The 18,924-nt window shown below is 67.3% G+C and carries 13 protein-coding genes; 2 read left to right on the top strand and 11 right to left on the bottom strand.

Features of this window, described 5'->3' with window-relative positions:
- Nucleotides 1-8 precede the first annotated feature (8 nt).
- Genes AC3WOE_RS09345 through AC3WOE_RS09330 form a run of 4 tightly spaced genes read right to left on the bottom strand, consistent with a single transcriptional unit; the run spans nt 9 to nt 5,152 of the window.
- Nucleotides 9-329: an L-rhamnose mutarotase gene (locus AC3WOE_RS09345; RefSeq protein WP_492689949.1), complete on the bottom strand. Its 321-nt coding sequence runs from the start codon at nt 327-329 to the stop codon at nt 9-11.
- Nucleotides 330-354: 25 nt separating this feature from the next.
- Nucleotides 355-1,725, bottom strand: a complete 1,371-nt coding sequence (locus AC3WOE_RS09340) for a glycoside hydrolase family 28 protein (RefSeq protein WP_492689948.1) — start codon at nt 1,723-1,725, stop codon at nt 355-357.
- A gap of 1 nt (nt 1,726) precedes the next feature.
- On the bottom strand, nt 1,727-3,022 hold the full coding sequence (gene rhaI / locus AC3WOE_RS09335) for an L-rhamnose catabolism isomerase (RefSeq protein WP_492689946.1): 1,296 nt from the start codon (nt 3,020-3,022) through the stop codon (nt 1,727-1,729).
- A gap of 21 nt (nt 3,023-3,043) precedes the next feature.
- Nucleotides 3,044-5,152, bottom strand: coding sequence for a bifunctional rhamnulose-1-phosphate aldolase/short-chain dehydrogenase (locus AC3WOE_RS09330; protein ID WP_492689944.1), 2,109 nt, complete (start codon nt 5,150-5,152; stop codon nt 3,044-3,046).
- 250 nt (nt 5,153-5,402) lie between these two features.
- Between AC3WOE_RS09330 and AC3WOE_RS09325 the strand changes: the two genes are divergently transcribed.
- On the top strand, nt 5,403-6,497 hold the full coding sequence (locus tag AC3WOE_RS09325; protein WP_492689942.1) for a DeoR/GlpR family DNA-binding transcription regulator: 1,095 nt from the start codon (nt 5,403-5,405) through the stop codon (nt 6,495-6,497).
- Nucleotides 6,494-7,864, top strand: coding sequence for an FGGY-family carbohydrate kinase (locus AC3WOE_RS09320; RefSeq protein ID WP_492689941.1), 1,371 nt, complete (start codon nt 6,494-6,496; stop codon nt 7,862-7,864). Before AC3WOE_RS09325 ends, AC3WOE_RS09320 begins: the two co-directional genes overlap by 4 nt.
- A 64-nt stretch (nt 7,865-7,928) precedes the next feature.
- Here AC3WOE_RS09320 and AC3WOE_RS09315 read toward each other — a convergent pair whose 3' ends face one another.
- The 7 genes from AC3WOE_RS09315 to bglB form a co-directional block, all read right to left on the bottom strand.
- On the bottom strand, nt 7,929-8,594 hold the full coding sequence (locus tag AC3WOE_RS09315) for a PEP-CTERM sorting domain-containing protein (protein WP_492689939.1): 666 nt from the start codon (nt 8,592-8,594) through the stop codon (nt 7,929-7,931).
- A gap of 311 nt (nt 8,595-8,905) precedes the next feature.
- The gene (locus AC3WOE_RS09310) at nt 8,906-10,738 is read right to left on the bottom strand and encodes a rhamnogalacturonan lyase B N-terminal domain-containing protein (RefSeq protein ID WP_492689937.1); all 1,833 of its coding nucleotides are present in this window, start codon (nt 10,736-10,738) and stop codon (nt 8,906-8,908) included.
- Nucleotides 10,739-10,918: 180 nt separating this feature from the next.
- Complete coding sequence (locus AC3WOE_RS09305) at nt 10,919-12,151, bottom strand: serine hydrolase domain-containing protein (protein WP_492689936.1); 1,233 nt, start codon at nt 12,149-12,151, stop codon at nt 10,919-10,921.
- Complete coding sequence (locus AC3WOE_RS09300) at nt 12,151-13,371, bottom strand: rhamnogalacturonan acetylesterase (RefSeq protein WP_492689934.1); 1,221 nt, start codon at nt 13,369-13,371, stop codon at nt 12,151-12,153. The genes AC3WOE_RS09305 and AC3WOE_RS09300 overlap by 1 nt, the downstream gene beginning before the upstream one ends.
- A gap of 1 nt (nt 13,372) precedes the next feature.
- The gene (locus AC3WOE_RS09295) at nt 13,373-16,096 is read right to left on the bottom strand and encodes an exo-rhamnogalacturonan lyase family protein (RefSeq protein ID WP_492689933.1); all 2,724 of its coding nucleotides are present in this window, start codon (nt 16,094-16,096) and stop codon (nt 13,373-13,375) included.
- Nucleotides 16,093-17,751, bottom strand: a complete 1,659-nt coding sequence (locus tag AC3WOE_RS09290; RefSeq protein WP_492689931.1) for an MFS transporter — start codon at nt 17,749-17,751, stop codon at nt 16,093-16,095. Before AC3WOE_RS09290 ends, AC3WOE_RS09295 begins: the two co-directional genes overlap by 4 nt.
- Nucleotides 17,751-18,914, bottom strand: a complete 1,164-nt coding sequence (bglB, locus tag AC3WOE_RS09285) for a beta-galactosidase BglB (protein WP_492689929.1) — start codon at nt 18,912-18,914, stop codon at nt 17,751-17,753. The genes AC3WOE_RS09290 and bglB overlap by 1 nt, the downstream gene beginning before the upstream one ends.
- Nucleotides 18,915-18,924: the final 10 nt, after the last annotated feature.

The raw sequence follows: 18,924 nt of genomic DNA, 5'->3' as shown, positions 1-18,924 counted from the left end.
TCGCCCCTTCAGTTGAAGTGGAAGAGGGGCGTCAACGGCCACTGGCGCGGCTTGTTGTCGGGCTCGACCTCCATCAGGTCGGCCATGTAGTCCCACCAGCGGCGCATGACAGGCTGGTGGGGCAGGTCGTCGAAGGGGCAATCGGACTTGCGCTTGAGCACGGCGAAGAGGCTGAGCGTGTCCTCGTCCAGGAAGATCCAGTAGTCGTGGATGCCGGCGCCGCGCAGGGCCGCGGCGAGATCGGGCCAGAGCTCGTCGTGGCGGCGCTTGTACTCGGGCACGACACCGGGCTTGAGCTGCATCTTGAAGGCCAGGGTCTCGTCGCTCATCGGGATGTCTCCTTGCTTTTCATCTCTATTGGATGTCCTGCTCGGCCATGGGCAGGGCGGATACGTCGCGGCGTTGCAGTGTCGGCGCCAATCGCCAGTGCGCGTCAGCCAGGCCGGAGAGTTCGCAGCCGCTGCCGACGGCGATGGGCGAACCCAGGTCCAGGCGGCAGCCAGCGTCGAAGCGCCAGTCGCGAATGTCCTGCAGATGCCCGCCGCGACGGGCCTGGATGTCGAGGCCGGTGAAGCGGAAGTCGCGCAGCGGCGCTTCGGCATAGGCGTCGACCTCGAAGGCGACATTGGCCCCGCGGGCCTTGAGGCGCTCGATGCGCACGCCGTTGACCTGCACCCGACCCTGCGCAGGCGGCACCGGCGCGGCCAGGTTCAGCCAGTGGGTGGGCGCCGCGGCGCGTTCGGCGGCGGGGATGTCGGCGCGGCTGAAGGCGGGGTTCCAGTTCATCGTCACGCGCAGGGCGGTGGGCACGTCGTGCAAGGCCAGGTCGCTGACCGTCACGTCCTCGATGAAGCCGCCGCGGCTGGGCGCCGACTTGAACAGCAGGCCCACCGGCACGGGCGCATGCACCTCGATGCGCCGCGCGGTGATGCGGCGAAAGCCGCCAGACGTTTCGCTGCCGAAGGTCAGGCCCGCGGCGCCGTCGCGGACGATGCAGTCGCTGATGCTGATGTCTTCGCAGGGACGGGCGACGCGCAGGCCGTCGGCGTCGCGGCCGGCCTTGAGCACCAGGGCGTCGTCGTTGCCGGCGATGTCGGCGCGGCGGATGGTGATGCGGCGCGAGGAGTCGATGTCGATGCCGTCGGTGGAAGGGCCGCGCGCATCGCCCTCGTTGTTGCGGATGGTGACGCCGTCGACGCTGACCTCTTCCGAATAACAGAGGTGCAGCGTCCAGAAGCCCGAGCGGCGCAGCAGCAGGCCTTCGCCGATGTTGACGCGGGCCGACTCGTAGACCTGGATCAGGCGCGGGCGCTGGGCGTCGTAGTCCGATGCCCAGCGCAGGCCACGTGGCTCGTAGAGGGCGCGCAGGGCCCAGTAGCTGTCCCAGAAGACCTGGCCGTCGCCGTCGATGCAACCCTCGCCGACCAGGCTGACGTCATGCTCGCCGTAGATGTTGACCAGGGCCGCCGGCCAGCGCATCTCAATGCCGGAGACGCGCGTGGGCAGCAGCGGGTAGTCGGCGAGGTTGCGCGAGCCCAGCAGCGTGGCGCCGCGGTCCAGCCGCAGCGTCATGCCGCTTTTCAGGAAGACGGCGCCGGTGAGGTAGGCGCCGGGTGTCAGGCGCAGGGTGGTGCGCTCGAGCGCCGCGGCGTCGATGGCGGCCTGCAGCGCCCGCGTGTCGAGCGTGATGCCGTCGCCGCGTGCGCCGAAGGCCTGGGCATCCACCTCAGACGATGCCGGAGCCGCTGGCACCTGCCTTCGGCGGGCGTTGGGCTGCAACGCTTTCGCGATAGCCGCTGGCGCGATAAGCCGCGACCGGGTCGACCGCGCCGCCGGAGCGCAGGCGGGCCATGGCCAGGATGGGACTGACGTCGGTGCGGAAGGCCTTCTTCAGTGCCTGGGCCGATTGCAGCGCATCGTTGGCTTCCTGGAAGCCGGCCAGGGCGGCGCGGTCCACGAGGGCAGCCTGCACGAAGGCGCGCTGCACTTCGACGGCGCTGCTCATCAGGCTCTCGATGGGGTCGGTCACGTTGTGCGACTGGTCCAGCATATAAGCCGGCTTGAACGCGCCGTCGCGCAGCGTGGCGTCGGCCAGCTCGTTGAAGACGAGGAAGAGCTGGAAGGGGTCGATGGAGCCCGAGTCCAGGTCGTCGTCGCCGTACTTGCTGTCGTTGAAATGGAAGCCGCCGAGCTTGCCGAACTGGGCCAGGCGGGCCACGATCATCTCGATGTTGGTGTTGGGCGCGTTGTGGCCCAGGTCCACCAGGCACTTGGCCTTGTCGCCGAGCGCCTGCGCGGCGGCGAAGCTGGTGCCCCAGTCGGCGATGACGGTGCAGTAGAAGGCCGGCTCGAACAGCTTGTGCTCGATATACATCAGCCAGTCGTCGGGCAGGGCGGCATAGATGCCCTTGGCACTGTCGAGGTAACGCTCCAGCGCGCCGCGCAGATTGTGCTGGCCGGGGAAGTTGGCGCCGTCGCCGACCCAGACCGTCAGGCCCTTGGAGCCCAGCGTCTTGCCCAGCTCGATGCAGTCGATGTTGTGGGCCACGGCCTGCTCGCGGGCAGCGGCGCTTTGCGAGGTCAGGCTGCCGTATTTGTAGCTGTGGGCCTGGCCGGCCTGGTCCTGGAAGGTGTTGGAGTTCACCGCGTCGAAGGACAGGCCGAGGCTGTCGGCCTGTTGGCGCAATGCCTTGGGGTCAGCCGGCTTGTCCCAGGGGAAGTGCAGGGACACGGTGGGCGTGGCGCGCGTCAGCTGGTGGATGACGGCGCAGTCTTCCAGCTTCTCGGTCACGTCGCGCGGCTCGCCCTTGCCAGGGAAGCGGGCGAAGCGCGTGCCGCCGGTGCCCACGCCCCAGCTGGGCAGGGCCACGGCAAAGGTCTGGGCCTTGGCGGTCAGCGCCTCGATGTCCACGCCGCGGCGCGACAGCATGCCGCCCAGCGCGTCGTAGTCGGCCTGCAGCATGGCGCGCTGGCTGGCGTTGTGCTGTTCGACTTGGGCCTTGTCGATGATTTGCGTCGTCATGTTTGTCTCCTGCGCTGATTGTTAGCGCGTGAAGGCGGCAGCGTTGCCGGCGTCCACGTTCAGCACATTGCCTGTGCTCTTGCCGGACTTGTCGCTGGCCATGAAGTACACGGCTTCCGCAATGTCTTCCGGCAAGACGCTCAGCTTCAGCATGCTGCGCTGGCGATAGAACTCTTCGATGTTGTCGCTGTCTATCTTGTTGGAGGCGGCGCGTTCTTCCTTCCACTTGCCGTCCCAGATGCGCGAGCCGCGGATGACGGCATCGGGGTTGACGACGTTGACGCGCACGCCGATGGCGGCGCCCTCCAGCGCGACGCAGCGGGCCAGGTGGATCTCGGCCGCCTTGGCCGTGCAATAGGCCGAGGCACCGGCCGAGGCGACCAGGCCGTTCTTGCTGGCGACGAAGACCATGCTGCCGCCGATCTTCTGCTGCTTCATCAGGCGGAAGGCGCCGCGGCTGACCAGGAAGTAGCCGGTGACGAGGATGTTCTGGTTGCGGTTCCAGATCTCCAGCGTGGTCTCTTCCAGCGGCGCGGCGGAGGCGATGCCGGCATTCGACACGAGGATGTCCAGGCCGCCGAAGCGCAAGGCCGTGGCGGACAGCAGGCTCTCGACCTCGGCTTCGGACGTGATGTCACCGCGCACGGCGGCAATGTTGTCCTTGCCACCCACCTTCAGCAGGTTCTGCCGGGCTTCCTCCAGCGCCTCGGCGTCGATGTCGGTCAGCATCACGCAGGCACCTTCCTGCAGCAACTGACGCGCCACCGCCTGGCCGATGCCACCGGCGCCGCCGGTGACCAGGGCCACACGGCCGGCCAGGCTCTTGGGTCTAGGCATGCGCTGCAGCTTGGCTTCCTCGAGCAGCCAGTACTCGATGTCGAAGGCCTCCTGCTCGGGCAGGCCGACGTATTTGTCGACACCGTTGGCACCCCGCATCACGTTGATGGCGTTGATATAGAACTCGCCGGCGATGCGGGCCGTGGCCTTGTCCTTGGCGAAGGACAGCATGCCGACGCCCGGGATCAGGTAGATGACGGGGTTGGCATCACGCACGGCCGGGCTGTTGGCGCGCTTGCAGCGCTCGTAATAGGCGGTGTAGTCGGCGCGGTAGGCGTCGAGTGCCGCATCCAGGCCGGCCAGCAGGGCGTCGACGTCGGGTTGGGTCGGGTCGAAGTCCAGCACCAGGGGGCGGATCTTGGTGCGCAGGAAGTGGTCGGGGCAGGAGGTGCCCAGGGCCGCCAGCTTGGGCAAATCGTTGCTGGCGACGAATTCCAGCACCGCGGCGCTGTCGTTGAAGTCGCCCAGCTTGCGCTCACCGGCGCTGATGCGGCCACGCAGGGCGGGCATCAGCCGGGCGGCAAGGGCCGCGCGCTCGTCGGCGGGCAGGGTGAGGGTCTTGACGCCACCGAACACCGGCTGCTTGACGTTCTCGCCCAGCCATTGCTCGGCCAGGCGGATCATCTCCAGCGTGATCTCGTAGCAGCTCTTGGCCGTGTCGCCCCAGGTGAAGAGGCCGTGGCCTTCCAGGATGATGCCCTGGAGCTTGGGCTGGGACGTGGCCAGGGCTTCGAGCTTGAGGCCCAAGTCGTAGCCTGGGCGCTGCCAGGGCAGCCAGCCCAGTTGGCCGCCGAAGATGACCTCGGTCAGCTGCTTGCTGTCGGCGCAGGCGGCGATGGCGATGATGGCGTCGGGGTGCATGTGATCGACATGCGCCTTCGGGATATAGGCGTGCAGGGGGGTATCGATACTCGCGGCACGTGGATTCAAATTGAAGGTGCAGTGCGGCAGGTAATCCACCATTTCGTCTTCATGTTCCAGGCCGCGATAGCGCTTTTTCAGCGCCTGCAGCTTGTCCATATAGAGGGTGGAGAAACCGTCGAGCTTGATGGAGCCCAGGTCGCCGCCCGAGCCCTTGACCCACAGCACCTCGACATCCTCGCCGGTCAAATGGTCGCGCATGGTGACCTTTGCCGAGGTATTGCCGCCGCCGAAATTCGTCACGCGTAGGTCCGAACCCAGCAGATTGGAACGGTAGAGCAGCAGTTCGGGCTCGCTCAACTTGGCCGCCACGGCATCGTCCCATTTGGAAACGATCGGAGTTTGCGCAGGGGTTTGGGAATTTGCAGTCATCAGCTTGCCTGTATTCGGGTCGTCTGTCGTCGCCGTGAGCGCAGATGGCGCTTTCGGAGCCCGCCTTTTGCGGGAGTTCATCGAGGAAACGGAACGCAGTGTGGGCCGAAACCGGGCGCCCTGCGCGGCGTCGGCGCAGTAAATCAAAAGGATGATCGAAAGCGCCGGGCCCCGGGTTGCCACTCACGAAACGCTCACGGGCTTGAGCGTTTGCTGATTGACGCTGTCATGCGGCTGACGTAATCTGCACTTGGAACAGCGTTTCACCCAGGCTTTGATTGCTTCTGAGCGTGAGTGGAGAGGGCTGTGGCGGTCGGGGCCTACGCTCACTGGCCGCACCCGAGGACCCGGCCCGAGCCGGGCCGTGAACTCCAGCGACGCCTGCCCGTCAGAGGCAGTGCGCCATAAATACGAGACAACGGTCGTTGCCGGTTTCTCCGGGGCGCCCGATAAAGGTGATCCGATGATCAATCACAAGCGTCACAAGCGTCTGCTCAAACTGCTGGACGAGCGCGAGCATGCCAGCGTCCAGCAATTGATGGAATGGTTGTCGGCTTCGGCCGCCACCGTGCGTCGGGATATTTCCTGGCTGGCCGCAAAAAACCAGTTGACCCGCACCCGCGGCGGTGCTCAAAGGCTGGAGCAAAAGAAGAAGTCTTACACGCTGTCCAGCGAGACTTTTCAAAGCACCGCGCAACAGAATACTGGCGCCAAGCGCGCCATCGCCCGTTATGCCACTTCGATGTGCAATAACGGCGAAACCATCATCATCAATGGCGGCACCACCACGTTCATGATGGCTGAGTTTCTCGTCGAGAAACAGCTGAAGATTCTGACGAATTCGTTCTTGATGGCCGAGCGCCTGCTCGTCACCAGCGACAACGAAATCATCCTGCCCGGCGGCAAGGTCTACCGCGAGCAGAACGTCATCCTCAGCCCCTTCGAGAACGACGTCGCCCAGCACCATTACGCGGCCAAGATGTTCATGGGCGTCTACGGCCTGTCCATCCTGGGCCTGATGGAGGCCGACCCGCTGCTGATCCAGGCCGAGAAGCGCCTCATCGGCCAGGCCGAGGAACTGGTCGTTCTGGTGGACAGCTCCAAGTTCCAGCGCAAGGCCGGCCTGGTGCTGTGCGGCCTGAACCGCGTCTCCACCGTCATCACCGATACCGGCGCGTCCGACAGCGCCGTGCAGTTGCTCGAGCACTACGGCGTGCGAGTCATCACCGTGGAGCCCGAAGCCGTGGACCCTCGGGTGGTGGAGGCTTCGGCCATGAGTTCGCATGACTACGCGGCCGTGCTGGAGTCGGGCGCTTACCACCGCCATGCGGGACTGAACTCTTGAGCGCTACGGTTGTCCTCGACATCGGCAAGACCAACGCCAAGCTCACCTTGATCGATTCGGCCGGCAGAACGCTGGCCGAGCGGCGCACGCCCAACACCGTGCGCCGCGATGGCCCCTATCCGCATCACGACACCGAGAGGCTGTGGGGCTGGATGCTGGGCGAACTGCGCGCCCTGTCCAAGCTCGCCCACATCCGCGCCATCGTGCCGGTCACGCATGGCGCGACGGCGGCACTGATCGACGAAGCGGGCCTGGTGCTGCCGGTGCCCGACTACGAGCATGTGCCGGGCGACGCGACCGATGCCGCGCGCTATGAGGCGCTGCGCCCGGCCTTCGACGAGAGCGGCTCGCCGCAACTGCCTGCGGGGCTCAACCTCGGCCGGCAGCTCGACTGGTTGCAGGCGCGCTTTCCCACCGAGTTCGCGCGTGCCAGGCATGTGCTGATGTATCCGCAGTACTGGGCCTGGCGCTTCTGCGGCGTCGCGGCCAGTGAGGTCACTTCGCTGGGCTGCCACACCGACCTGTGGCGGCCGCGCGTGGGTCGCTGGTCCAGCCTGGTCGAAAGACTGGGTTGGGAGCAACTGTTCCCGCCTCGGCGTGACGCCTGGGCGCGCCTCGGCAAGCTGCGGCCTGAACTGGCCGCCGACACCGGCCTGCCGGCCGACTGCGAAATCGTCTGTGGCATCCACGACAGCAATGCCTCGTTGCTGCGACATCTGCTGACGCTGCGACAGAGCGGGCCCTGCACCGTGCTGTCCACCGGCACCTGGCTCGTTGCCGCGGCCCTGGGCTCGGCGACGCGGCCGCTGGTCGAGGCCCAGGACATGCTGGCCAACTGCAATGTCTTCGGCGAGGCCGTGCCCTGCATGCGCTTCATGGGCGGGCGCGAGTTCGGCACCATCGCCGGCGCGCAGCCGGCGAGCTTCGGCGTCGCGGAGATCGGGAAGCTGATTGCCCAGCGCAGCCTGGCCTTGCCCTGCTATGCCGAGACCGGTGGCCCCTTCGCGGGTCAGACTGGCCGCATCGCCGGCCCGGCGCCGGCCAGTCCCGCCGAGCAGGCGGCGCTGGCCACTCTCTACGTCGTGCTGATGGCCGATCACTGCCTGAACGCTCTCGGCGCCCAAGGCCGTGTCGTCGTCGAAGGCGCCTTCACGGCCAACCCCTGGTTCGGCCCGCTGCTGGCCGGCCTGGCCGAGGGGCGCGACGTGACCGTGTCCGACGACAGCAGTGGCACGACCTGCGGCGCCTGGCTGCTGGACACCTGGGGCAGCGCGCCCGAAGCCGCTGCCGAGCCCGTCGCCGCGCTGAGCCCCGTGGGATGGCGGGCCTACCGCGACGCCTGGCGAACACAGGCCGGCGCGCACTGAACGACAAGACAGGGAAAGGGCCGGCCTCTCGCGAGACCGGCCCTTTGCTTTGGAGCTGGCTCGATCAGCCGCGGCGGCGGCGCATACCCGCCAAACCAAAGATGGCCAACGAGGCCAGGGCCAGCGAACCCGGTTCGGGAATGGTGAAGGCACGCACGCTGTCGATGGCGGCGGCGCTGTAGCCCGAGGTGTCGCTGGCGCTGTCGAAGGTGTAGACCCTCACCTCGTTGAAGCCGACCGCGTCGCTCAGGCCCAGCACATCGCCGATGCCGGCGGCGCCGAGGGACACCCGGCCGCTGCCCGTCAGCACGCCATTCAGCAGCGTCTGCCACATCACGAAGATGCTGGCATAGCCCGAGTCGACGGCGAACTCGATACCGTTGAGATTCGCGCCGCCGCTGCGGATGGACACATAGGCGTTCATGCCCGCGGTGGCGAAGTAGTTGCCACTGAAGGACTGGCTGTAGCGCTCGCCGGCGCCCAGGTCCACGCAGAACTCACCCGCATAGCCGCAGCCGCCGTTGTCGTTGGCCAGACCGGTGTGGCTGAACAGCAGGCCACCCTCGGACCAGGGGCTGTCCAGATGGGTGTTGGCCTCGAAGTCGGCGGCGTAGCTCAGGTGCTGAGCGGCGGGTGTGGCGCTGCCGATCCCGGTGGTCTGCACGACGCCGGCCATGGCGGGGGCGGCGAGCAGGGCGCCGAGGAGAGAAGCAAGAAGTTTGGTTTTCATGGAGGTGGTGATCTCTGTTGTATTTCGGGCCGAGCGCCGGGGCTGCCATGGGCCAGAGGCCCATGTCCTTCCGTAGGCACAAGCAGTCCGCAGGGACTGCTTGTGTCCGACTCCAGTTCCCTAGCCGGCCCGCCTGGCGATGTGCATGCGGTTCAATGCCGCATGCATCGCCATCCCCTCGGGGGCTGAGGCCGGACACAACACGTCCAGCGGACGTGTTGTGCCTGACGAAGAGCTGCGGCATTGCAGCAGCGCGGTCTGCAAGACCGACCAGACCGCCCGCGTTCAGCGAGGCGGGCTGGGCGAGGGGCTCACGGAACGGCCACGAGGTCGATGGCATCGAAGGAGATGCTGGGGCTGAGGAACTTGGCACCGGCGGTGCCGCTGACCGTGTTGATGGTCAGCACATTGGTGCCGACGACGAGCTGGCTGGCCGGAATGTCGAAGGTGTAGGTGCGGTTCACGCCGCGGTAGGTGCCCACGGTCATGTTGCGCGACACCTTGGGCGGCGCCGCCGGGATGGCCGAGGTCCAGCTGTTGACGGTCACCTGAGGGCGGGCGCCGGCGAAGTCGGCCGAGAGGCCGATGCGCAGCCGCAGCGGTACCGCGTTCTGGCCGCGCTTCAGCGTGAAGCGCACCTGCAGGCCGTTGTTGACGTCCTTCCACTGGTAGGCGGGCCAGCCGGTGGCGGCCGTCGATGTGCCGACGACGTAGGGGCCGACATTCCACGAGGCCATGCGCACATCGCCCGGGTGCATGAAGGTCAGCTTGTCGCCGTTGATGAATTCCTGCGGCGAGCCGTCCCACTGGCCGATGCGCCAGAGGGCCGGCGTGGCAGCCGGGTCGGCGGTGATGGCGATAGGGTTGAGGGCGTAGTTGGCGTTGGCCGTCACCGTGACCTGGGCTGTCTGCACCTCGAGCTCACCCTTGTAGACGGTCATGGTGTAGACGCCGGGCAGCATGCCTTCGGCCGTGAAGTGGCCGTCGACCGGATCGGCGTCGACCCAGTACTGGGCCTTGCTGTTGGCAAAGCCCGCCGTGTAGGGCAGGCCCGTGACGCGACCGGTCAGGCCGGCCACGCTGACCGAGCCGCGGCCCACCGGCGGCACATAGCCGACGAGGTTCAGCGTGCCGTACCAGCTGGTATCTGGCCTCACCGTCGGCAGCGCGCCGTCGGTGAACATCAGGATGTAGGTGTTCAGGATGCCGAGGCGGAAGGCCTCGGTCTGGGCCTCGCCGTAATTGACCATATAGGTCAGCTCGTTGGTCGTGTCGGTGATCTGCTGCAGCAGGCTGCGATAGAAGGGGCCGCCCGAATCGCCCTCGTGGTTGTCGCGCCAGAACCAGAGGCCCACGCCCGGCCCGGTGCCACCGAGGATCTGCCAGTCCTTCAAGCGGCGGTTGGAGTAATGCTTGGAGCGCGACTCGCCGGCGCGCGCATCGGGCGCCGTGAAGCCGAACACGTCGGCCGATTCGATGGCACCGCTGGTGCCGCGCAGGTCTTCGGCCCAGAAGTTCGCGCCGTTGTGGCTGACGAGGCCGCCGGCCGTGGAGGCCGGGCCGCCGCTCGGCAGCTTGGCGATGGGCACGCGCGCGATGAAGCGCACCAGGCCGTGCACATCGGGCTCCTCGGTGAAGTGGGTGCCCATGTGAATATTGGGTTGGCCCTTCTTCACGAGGTAGTAGTGCGTCAGCACGCCGCCCTTGGTGCTGGTGCTGGTCAGCGTGATCTTGATGAAGTCGCTGCCGGTCACGACACCGCCATTGGTGCTGGCGGCCGGCGTGCTAACGCCATTGGCATCGACGAGTTCGGCCTTCACGGTCAGCGCGCTGACGTTGGTGTAGAGCCAGTCCGCGCCAGAGTTCAGCTGCGTGCCCCTGGTCTGGTCGGCGTACTCCACGCCCTTGTAGACCAGGCTGGAGATGTCGCCGGAGGAGGTGGTGCTGGCGCCGTTGTCATAGGCGCGCACCTTGAACACCAGGCCGGCATCGGTGTCGATGAGGTACTGGGGCTTGGCGGCGCTGCCGCTGTCCCAGACGGTGGTGATGCTGAAGGCCGCCATCGCGGGTGCGGATGCCGCGGCGAGCAGGCCTGCGGCCAGCCAGCGTGCCCAGGGCGGGCGCGCGCTTGTCGTCGTATGCATGAAGTCTCCTGGTTAGTGTCTTTGTTCACGGTCGATGACCGGGAGCGGACTCTAGGCAGGGGACTTCAGCGCGTGTACTCAACCCGCTGAGCGTTTGAGCTGTGTTTCAGATGTGCAGTCGAAGCCGCGTTCTGATGAGCGCTAACAAGGTTCTTGCGATACCGGTTGCGGCATCGCGCCTCACTTCATCAAGGCCTGATAGGTCAGGTTGCGCACGCGCAGATGCAGCGTGGAATTGCCCGCGGGCCGCAGCTGGGTCATGAAGAGGATGACCAGTCGCTCCTTGGGATCGACGGTGTACTGCGGAAAATAGGCGCTGCCCCAGCCGAAGGCGCCTTCGCTGCCCAGCTCCTTGAAGCCGCCGCGACGCACGTTCACCCAGAAGCCCAGGCCGAAGCCATCGGCATCGCCGCCGGGTTTCGTTCCGAGATGGTCGGCCGTCATCAGCGCCACGGTGTGCGGCGACAGGATGCGAACGCCGTCCAGCTCGCCCTTGTTGAGCAGCATCTGCAGCAAGCGCGTGTAGTCGCCGGCCGTCGACAGCATGCCGGCGCCGCCGGACAGCAGCTTGCGCGGTCCGTTGACGAAGTCGCTCCTGGCCGGTGTCTCCATCAGCTGGAGTTGGCCGCCCTCCAGGCCATAGACATTGGCCAGGCGACTCAGCTTCTCCGGCGGCAGGAAGAAGCTGGTGTCGGCCATGCGCAGCGGGTCGGCGATGCGCGTCTTGATGAAAACGTCTAACGGCTGGCCCGACACGACCTCGACGAGGCGGCCCAGCACATCGGTCGCATAGCCGTAGATGAAGGCATCGCCCGGTTGGCCCTGAAGCGGCAGGGCCGCGAAGCGGTTCGTCCACTGCTCCAGCGTCTCGTCGTTGCCGACCAGATACCAGTCCGTCAGCCCGGCCTTGGCGTAGGCGGCGGAGGCCGGGCCGGGGCCGTAGCTCATGCCGGCCGTGTGGGTCAGCAGGTCGTGGATGGTCAGCGGACGGCGCGGCTTCTCGGTGCAGCCGCCCGGCAAGGCGACCTGCACGTTGGCGAAGGCCGGCAGATAGCGTGACACCGGGTCCTTGAGCAGGAAGCGGCCTTCCTCGTAGAGCATCATGGCCGCGACGGTGGTCAGGGCCTTGGTCATGGAGGCGATGCGGAAGATGGTGTCCTTCTGCATCGGCTTGGCGTTCTCGACGTCCTGCTGCCCATAGGCCTTGAAGACGACGGGCTTGCCATCGCGCAGCACCACCATGACGCCGCCGGCAAGCTGCCTGGCGCCTATCTGTTCGTCGATCGCCGCATCCAGCCGTTTCAGGCGCTCGGTCGAAAAGCCTGCGACCAGGACCGGCGGCGCGGCGACCGAGATGGGTGCATGGGTCAGCGCGGCGCAGGCGAGCGCCAGGGCCAGGATGGTGTTTTTCATCAGTCGCCGAGGGGCCGTTGGTGGGTGAAGCCGGGGCTGGCTGCGATGTGGAACTGCTCCGGCGCCAACGGCTTGCTCGGCTCGATGATGCCAAGGTCGTCCCGCAGCTGATCAGCCACCGGCACCCGGGCTTGCCTCAGACCCAGGGCCACCGAACGCGCCAACTGCATGGCGCCGTAGTTGTTGTGATGGGTGTTGTCCAGCTTGCCGTTGTTCATCGGGTGGGCGGCCTGCGAGCGCTCGGGGCCGAGGGCCGCGTAGAACTTCTGGCTCATCGCGTTGAGGTCGATGAAGGCCAGCTTCATGTCCTGGGCAACGCTGTGGGCCGCGTCGGCGTATTCGAGCAGGCTGGGCTTGAGCCGGCCTTCGCTGTCGAAGTTGCGCCTCTCCATCGAGGACACGATGACCGGCACGCCGCCGCGCGCCAGGATGCGCTCCGCATGGGTGCGCAGCTCGGCCTTGTAGGTCTCGGCATTGCCGCTGCCGTCCTTCTGCTGCTTCTGGTCGTTGTGGCCGAACTGCATCAGCACCGTGTCGCCGGGCTGCAGGGCCGACAGGATCTTGTCGATGCGCCGGCGTGCCAGCGAGTCGCGGAATGTCTCGCCCGATTCGGCATGGTTGGCCACGGCCACCGTCGGCTTGAACAGGCTGGTGAGCATCTGGCCCCAGCTGGCGTAGGGCTCGCCGCTCTGGTCGGCGACGGTGGAGTCGCCTAGCAGGAAAACCGTGGGCACGGTAACGGGCTCGATGAAGAGGCGGCGCAGCGCCGGGTGGGGGCCGTTGATCTCCAGCGTCAGGCGGCGATCCCAGGCCCAGGCTTCGCTGGCGATCTCGCGCTCCTTGAGCTTGACGCGGCCGGCTTCGACGCCTGGCGCGGCGGCGATGTCGGCGGTGCGCACGTTGACGATGAAGCTGCGGGTCTCGGTGCTGCCGGCGGGCAACTTCACGCTGTCCAGCATCAGGCGGCGCAACTCGGTCTTGATGGTCGTGTCGCTGGCTTCGGCGCCGCCCAGCGTCGCGGTGACGCGGTAGTTGCCTTCGGGCAAGTCGACGGAGAAGAAGCTGGGCTGGCCCGCGGCGTTGGCAGGCGCGCCGGGCTCGAAGCCGTGGCCGCGCTCGCGGCTGTAGACGGTCTCGGCACTCATGTCGAAGCTCAGGGCCTTGTCGGCAGCCCAGGCAGGCGCCGCCAGCAGGCTGGCGATGAGGAGGAGGCGCTTCATGTCAGTCAATGAGCTGGTCGCCGATCAGCGCCAGGTTCTGGATGGCCGCGAGGCCCCATTGCGCCGTGTCGTTGGTACTGATCCAGGGTGCCTCGTCCACCGGGTTCAGCGCCAGCGGACCGGCGATGTGCGTGGTCTTCAGCGTCTTGTGGCCGCGCGGGTCGTCGGCCCAGAACTCGCGCCAGGCGCGCTGGGCCAGGGCCTTGTCCTGCTTCTGCCGGGCGGCATAGGCGGACAGGCGCGAGTGCCCCACGCTCAGCACCGTGCCGCCACCGTGCGGGGCGCCGAGCGCCTTGACCTGCTGCTCGCGCGGCGCGTTGTAGAGCTCGCAGTACTGCAGCCAGGCTGCCTTGAACTCGGGCTCATCGATCAGCTCCACCAGCTCGGCCATCATCTCGACGCCACCGAAGACGGCGCTCAAGTGGCTGGCGCTGAGCTTGTCGCCGCTGACGTTGTGGAAGGCGCCTTCGTTCGGCCCCGTGGGCTCGTAACCGCCGCTGCCGGTGAAGAAGCCATGCGGCATGGCCGCGATGCCCTTCATGCCGCGCAGCAGCTTGTTGCGCCAGCGCACGTCGCCGGTGCGCTCCCATTCGGTCAGCACATTGGCGACGACCGAACCCCAGTCGGTGCCGAAGCCGATGCGCGCCGGCCAGGGGCCCTTGTCGACGCGGCCGGCGATCTTGCGCACGGGGTCGACATCGTCCATCTTGCTGTCGGCGCTGAGCACCTCGCGCATGACGTCGCCGATGCGCTCGTCGGCCGTCAGGTAGTAGTAGAAGCGGCGGTAGGCCGAGGTGGAGATGCGCGCCTGCTTGGCGCTGCAGCCCCAGTGCTGCACGTTGTGCCGCGAACCGAGGCCCTGGAAGCGGCCGGCGTGATAGATGTCGACCTCGCTGGTGTGGCGCACCATGGCCTCGGCGAAACGGAAGATGTCGGCGCGACCGCTGCGCAGCCAGGCGTACCAGAGCCAGAGGTCGGGCGACAGCTCCGAGTTGTCCCAGGCGAAGCCGCCGACGTCGTAGCGCCATTCGTGGCGGTCGCTGTCGTAGGTGTGGCGGATGTCGCCATAGTCCCAGAAGCCGTACCAGTGGCGCTGCTCGACCTCCTTGGCATAGAAGCCGAACAGGAAGTCCAGCTTGTCCTCGATCTTCTGGCGCGCCGGCGTGCTGCGGTCGGGCAGGCTCCACAGCTTGCCGAAGACGCCGGCCTGCAGATAGCGCGACGGATGGGCGGCGAGCTGGGGCGGCGTCTGCACGACCGCGGCCATCTGCACGAGGCGCTCGCGCGTCGGCGTCGCGGTCAGGGCCCACAGCGTGATCTCGCTGCTGCGTGCGATGCCCACCGGCGTGCCGAAGCCCTGCTCGTAGTCCTCGTAGGTCATCTCCAGGCCTTCGAGTTCCTGCTCGTGGGTCTCCATCCCCAGGCCATCGTGATAGAAGCGCAGGTCCATGGCCGGCGCCTCGGGCGAGTGCATCCACAGCGTGACTTCGGCGGCGTCGCCGACGGCGTTGCGGATGTCCAGTTGCGTCGGATGGCGCTGCCAGAAGTCGCGCAGGCCGAAGGCCACGCCGCCGCTCGCGCCGCCGATATAGCCGCTGCCCGGCGCGCGGCGGCCAAAGGCGGCGGGAATCCAGCCATGGCCGGCCTTGGTGCGCTTCTTGATCTGGAAGCCGTCGGCGCTGAGCTGGCTCAAGCTGTAGTCGCCCCAGGCGGGAATGCGGTGGTGCAGATCGCGCACCTGCTTGCCCCATTGCGCCAGCGGCAGTGTGGCGCGGCCGGCGAGCTGGGCCTCGCGCACGGCGGCACCGGGGTCGCGGCGCAGGCCGGTCAGGTTGCGCACGCCCTCGGCCCACAGGCCACCGGCCTCGCCGGCAAAGCGCACATGGCGGTCGTACAGCGCATCGCGCATCGGCACTTCGAAGCGCAGGCCGATGCCACGCAGATAGTCCTTGTGCTCGTCGCCGTCGAAGACAAAGGTGTGCATCACGCGCAGCGACTCGGCCCCGGCGTAGAAGTAGAAGCGCACCGAGAAGGGCAGCCATTCGCGGCCTGCGGCGCTGCGATGCTTGCCGTCGACCTTGACGACCGCGCGCACCGGGCCGGTCTGCTCGACGGTCAGCTTCTCGATGCGGCTGTCGAAGCGGGTCTGGGTGACCGGCCCGTTCTCGGCGTCGGGCTTGTCGTCGGCCTGGGCGATCAGCGTGGCGGCGCGCAGGATCTCGCGGCCATCGCGTTCGATGCGGCTGACGAGCTGGGCGCCACTGCGCGGCAACCGGGCGCGGATGACGCCGGTGTCGACCTCGATGAAGTCGGCGCTTTCCTTGACGCTGACCTTGGCGCTTGCCGCAGCGGCGCCTTTGCCGGGGCGGATGCTGGGCGCCGTGCCAGCGTCGATACCCGCGGGCAGGGCATGAGCCGTCCACTTCAGCGAGCCGTCGGGCCACCAGGCCAGCGGCCAGGTCTGCAGTGGCAGCGCGTTGCCCTTGGCGTCCACGGCGTTGAACTCCTGGCCCTTCTGCTGCTGGCCGCGTGGCCAGGGCAGGCCCAGCGTCGCACCCAGCATCAGCTCCGGGGACGCACCGTCCAGCCAGCGCAGTGCGCCCGTGTCCGTGGACGCGACGACAGGCGCAGGTGCCGGCGCCGCGGTCGCTGCCGTGGCCAGGCCCGTCAGCCCCAGCGGCAGGGACGCGGTCTTGAAGAAATGGCGGCGGCTGAAGTCGGTCATGGGCGGACGTGTTGGACGGGAGGCAGCTCGGACTGCGGAGCAGGGCCGGCGCGGCCCCAGAGGCGGTCGTAGGACCAGCCGGTCAGGTCTTCGACGATCTGGCGATTGGCCTCGCTCTCGGCCTCGGTGGCACCGCTGCGCAGGCGTTCCACCTCGTGCACGAGGACCGCATGCGTGCTGGCGTTGAGGCGGAAGCTCCACGAGGCCAGCATGCCCAGCAGCATCATCAGCAGCGGCCCGCCCACCATCAGCGCGGTGATGGTCTGGATGGCCTCGGGGCTCTGCACGATGACTTCGCCGGGGCGGCTCTTGGGCGAGACATAGCCGCCCAGGTCGATGATCCAGCCGCTGGCGATGATGGCGGCGCTCTGGGCCATCTTGCGCACCAGCGTCATCACGCCGGCGAAGATGCCTTCGCGGCGCTGGCCGGTGACGGCCTCGTCGATGTCGGGCAGGTAGTTGTAGACCGACCAGGGCACGAAGTTCAGCGTGCCGCGGCCCAGACCCGCCAGCACGATGGGCAGGAAGAGCCAGAAGATCAGGCTGAGGGAGAAGCTGGGGCTGGTCGGGTCCAGCGCCGAGAACAGGTTGGCGCCCAGGGCCTTGAAGCCGGCTTCGAAGCCCTCGGGCCGCGCGAGGAAGAAGCCGAGATAGAGCAGCAGCGCCGCGCCGAACAGCGAGATGGCCAGGCGGTAGGCCAGCACGGGGCCGGTGCGGATGACGATCTGGATGGCCACCATGACCGAGATCAGCTGGGCCACATACATGACCGTCATCAGCTGCGAGATCACCAGCGTCGCGCCCATCAGCACCGTCGCCACGAAGATGGGGAAGGCGGTGTTGAAGATGTCCTGCGACAGATAACCGCCGAGATAGATTGACAGGTGCTGGCGGAAGGCGCGGATCTTCAGCGTCGAGAACAGGTCGCCGAACATCTTGACCGGCAGGGCCAGCACGGCCTTCAGCGTCACGCCGCCATAGGTCTGCGACAGGATGGCCTGTTCGCGCGTGCCGTAGGGGCGCTCCCAGGTCGTCAGCACGACGAGGGTCACGACGATGGAGAAGATGACGCCGAAGATGGCCGCCATCCAGAAGAAGGTGTCGGGCGAGTCCTTGCCGCCGAACTGGCTGATCAGCAGCGTGGGCAGGTAGGAGGCCAGGATGGCCGAGCTCTGCGCCACGATCATGCGCGCGCCGGCGAACTTGGCCTTGGCCTTGTAGTCCTTGGTCATTTCGGCCGCCAGCGTCTCCCAGGGGATGAGAAACATCGTGTAGAGCAGCTCGAAGAAGACGAAGGCCAGCAGGTAGTAGCTGAAGCTGTGGCCGGTGCGGAAGATCAGCGCGAAGCTGGGCAGCAGCGGGATGGTGATGAGCAGGAAGAGCTTGCGCCGGCCGATCTTGCGGCCCACCCAGGTGTGGCGCAGGTTGTCGGAGACATAGCCGATCAGCGGGCAGGTGATGGCTTCCAGCAGCCGCGGCAGGCCCAGGATGAGGCCGGCTTCGACGGCGCTCAGGCCGCAGAAAGTGGTGAAGAAATAGAACAGCCAGCCAGTGACGACGGCCTGGGCGCCGGCGCCCAGCATGTCGCCCGAGCCCCAACCCCAGTAGTTGACCCAGTTCGGCTCGCGGGCCGCGGGATGCAGGTTCTTCATCATCAGATGAAGCGCATCAGCAGCTCGCCCATGGCCAGCAGAGCCATGGCCTGGCCAAAGGGCATGGAGGTCAGCGGGATGTCCTTGTACTCCTGCAGCGTGTTGAACACCGGCGTGCCGAAGCTGACTTGCGTGAGCTCACCGGCCTCGTTGATCTTGCTGCGCACGGCCAGTGCGGCTTTCAGGCCGACGGCCTCATACGACTTGGGCAGATAGCCCTTGCGGACGGCCTTCAGGATGCCGTAGGCGAAGCCGGCCGAGGCGGCGGCTTCGTCATAGGAGGTTGGGTCGTCCAGCAGCGTGGGCCACAGGCCTGAAGGCGACTGGCAGGCGGCCAGGGCCTTGACCTGGGCCTCCAGCGTGGCGACGAGGAACTGGCGGAAGGCATCGCCCTCGGGCAGGTCCAGCAGCTCGATGAACTCCGGGATGACGATGGTGACCCAGGAGTTGCCGCGCGCCCACAGCGCATTGGCGAAGTTGTGGCGGCCCTCGAAGGTCCAGCCGTGGAACCACAGCCCCGTCTTGCGGTCGGCCAGGTATTTGATGTGGACGAGGAACTGGCGCTTGGCCTCCTCGACATATTGGGGCCGGTTAAGCAGCAGGCCGAACTTGGCCAGCGGCAGCACTGACATCATCAGCGTGTCGTCCCACAGCTGCTGGTGGTTCACGCTGTTGTAGACGATGTGCTGGAAGCCGCCTTCCTCGGTGCGCGGCAGCTCCTTGTAGACCCACTCCGCCCAGCGGTCGATATAGGGCAGGAAGCGGCGCTCGCCGGTGCGGTCGAAGAGATAGGCCAGCGTCAGGAAGGGCGCGACCGTGTTGATGTTGCGGCTGGGCATGCCCTCGGCAAAGCGCGCCTCGAACCAGCTCGTCATGATGTCCCAGGCCTTGGGGTCGCCGGTCAGCTCCCAGACCTTGTAGACGCCATACAGGCCCACGCCGTGCGTCCATTCGAAGCCGTTCCAGCCCTTGGTGTCCAGCACGCGGCCGTCGTCCAGGCGCAGCAGGAATTTGCCGTCCTGGTCCTCGATGTTGACGAGGTTGTGGATGAGGCGGTCGACGGCGCCGCGGATGTCGTCGCGGTCCGCGCCGAGGCCGGCCGTGTGATGGGCCAGCAGCGGGTGGATCTTGGAGGAGTCGACGGGCTTGAGGATCTGCTTGGACATGGTCTTGTCT

The sequence above is a fragment of the Roseateles sp. FW305-36 genome (assembly GCF_058787015.1).
Note: the sequence above shows the minus strand (reverse complement) of the source record. Positions and strands in the feature narration are given on the sequence as shown.

What these genes read in the sequence shown, in the direction of transcription:
- AC3WOE_RS09345 (WP_492689949.1), bottom strand. Translation starts at nt 329, where the DNA reads ATGAGCGACGAGACCCTGGCCTTCAAGATGCAGCTCAAGCCCGGTGTC.
- rhaI (WP_492689946.1), bottom strand. Translation starts at nt 3,022, where the DNA reads ATGACGACGCAAATCATCGACAAGGCCCAAGTCGAACAGCACAACGCC.
- AC3WOE_RS09330 (WP_492689944.1), bottom strand. Translation starts at nt 5,152, where the DNA reads ATGACTGCAAATTCCCAAACCCCTGCGCAAACTCCGATCGTTTCCAAA.
- AC3WOE_RS09315 (WP_492689939.1), bottom strand. Translation starts at nt 8,594, where the DNA reads ATGAAAACCAAACTTCTTGCTTCTCTCCTCGGCGCCCTGCTCGCCGCC.
- AC3WOE_RS09310 (WP_492689937.1), bottom strand. Translation starts at nt 10,738, where the DNA reads ATGCATACGACGACAAGCGCGCGCCCGCCCTGGGCACGCTGGCTGGCC.
- AC3WOE_RS09305 (WP_492689936.1), bottom strand. Translation starts at nt 12,151, where the DNA reads ATGAAAAACACCATCCTGGCCCTGGCGCTCGCCTGCGCCGCGCTGACC.
- AC3WOE_RS09300 (WP_492689934.1), bottom strand. Translation starts at nt 13,371, where the DNA reads ATGAAGCGCCTCCTCCTCATCGCCAGCCTGCTGGCGGCGCCTGCCTGG.
- AC3WOE_RS09295 (WP_492689933.1), bottom strand. Translation starts at nt 16,096, where the DNA reads ATGACCGACTTCAGCCGCCGCCATTTCTTCAAGACCGCGTCCCTGCCG.
- AC3WOE_RS09290 (WP_492689931.1), bottom strand. Translation starts at nt 17,751, where the DNA reads ATGATGAAGAACCTGCATCCCGCGGCCCGCGAGCCGAACTGGGTCAAC.
- bglB (WP_492689929.1), bottom strand. Translation starts at nt 18,914, where the DNA reads ATGTCCAAGCAGATCCTCAAGCCCGTCGACTCCTCCAAGATCCACCCG.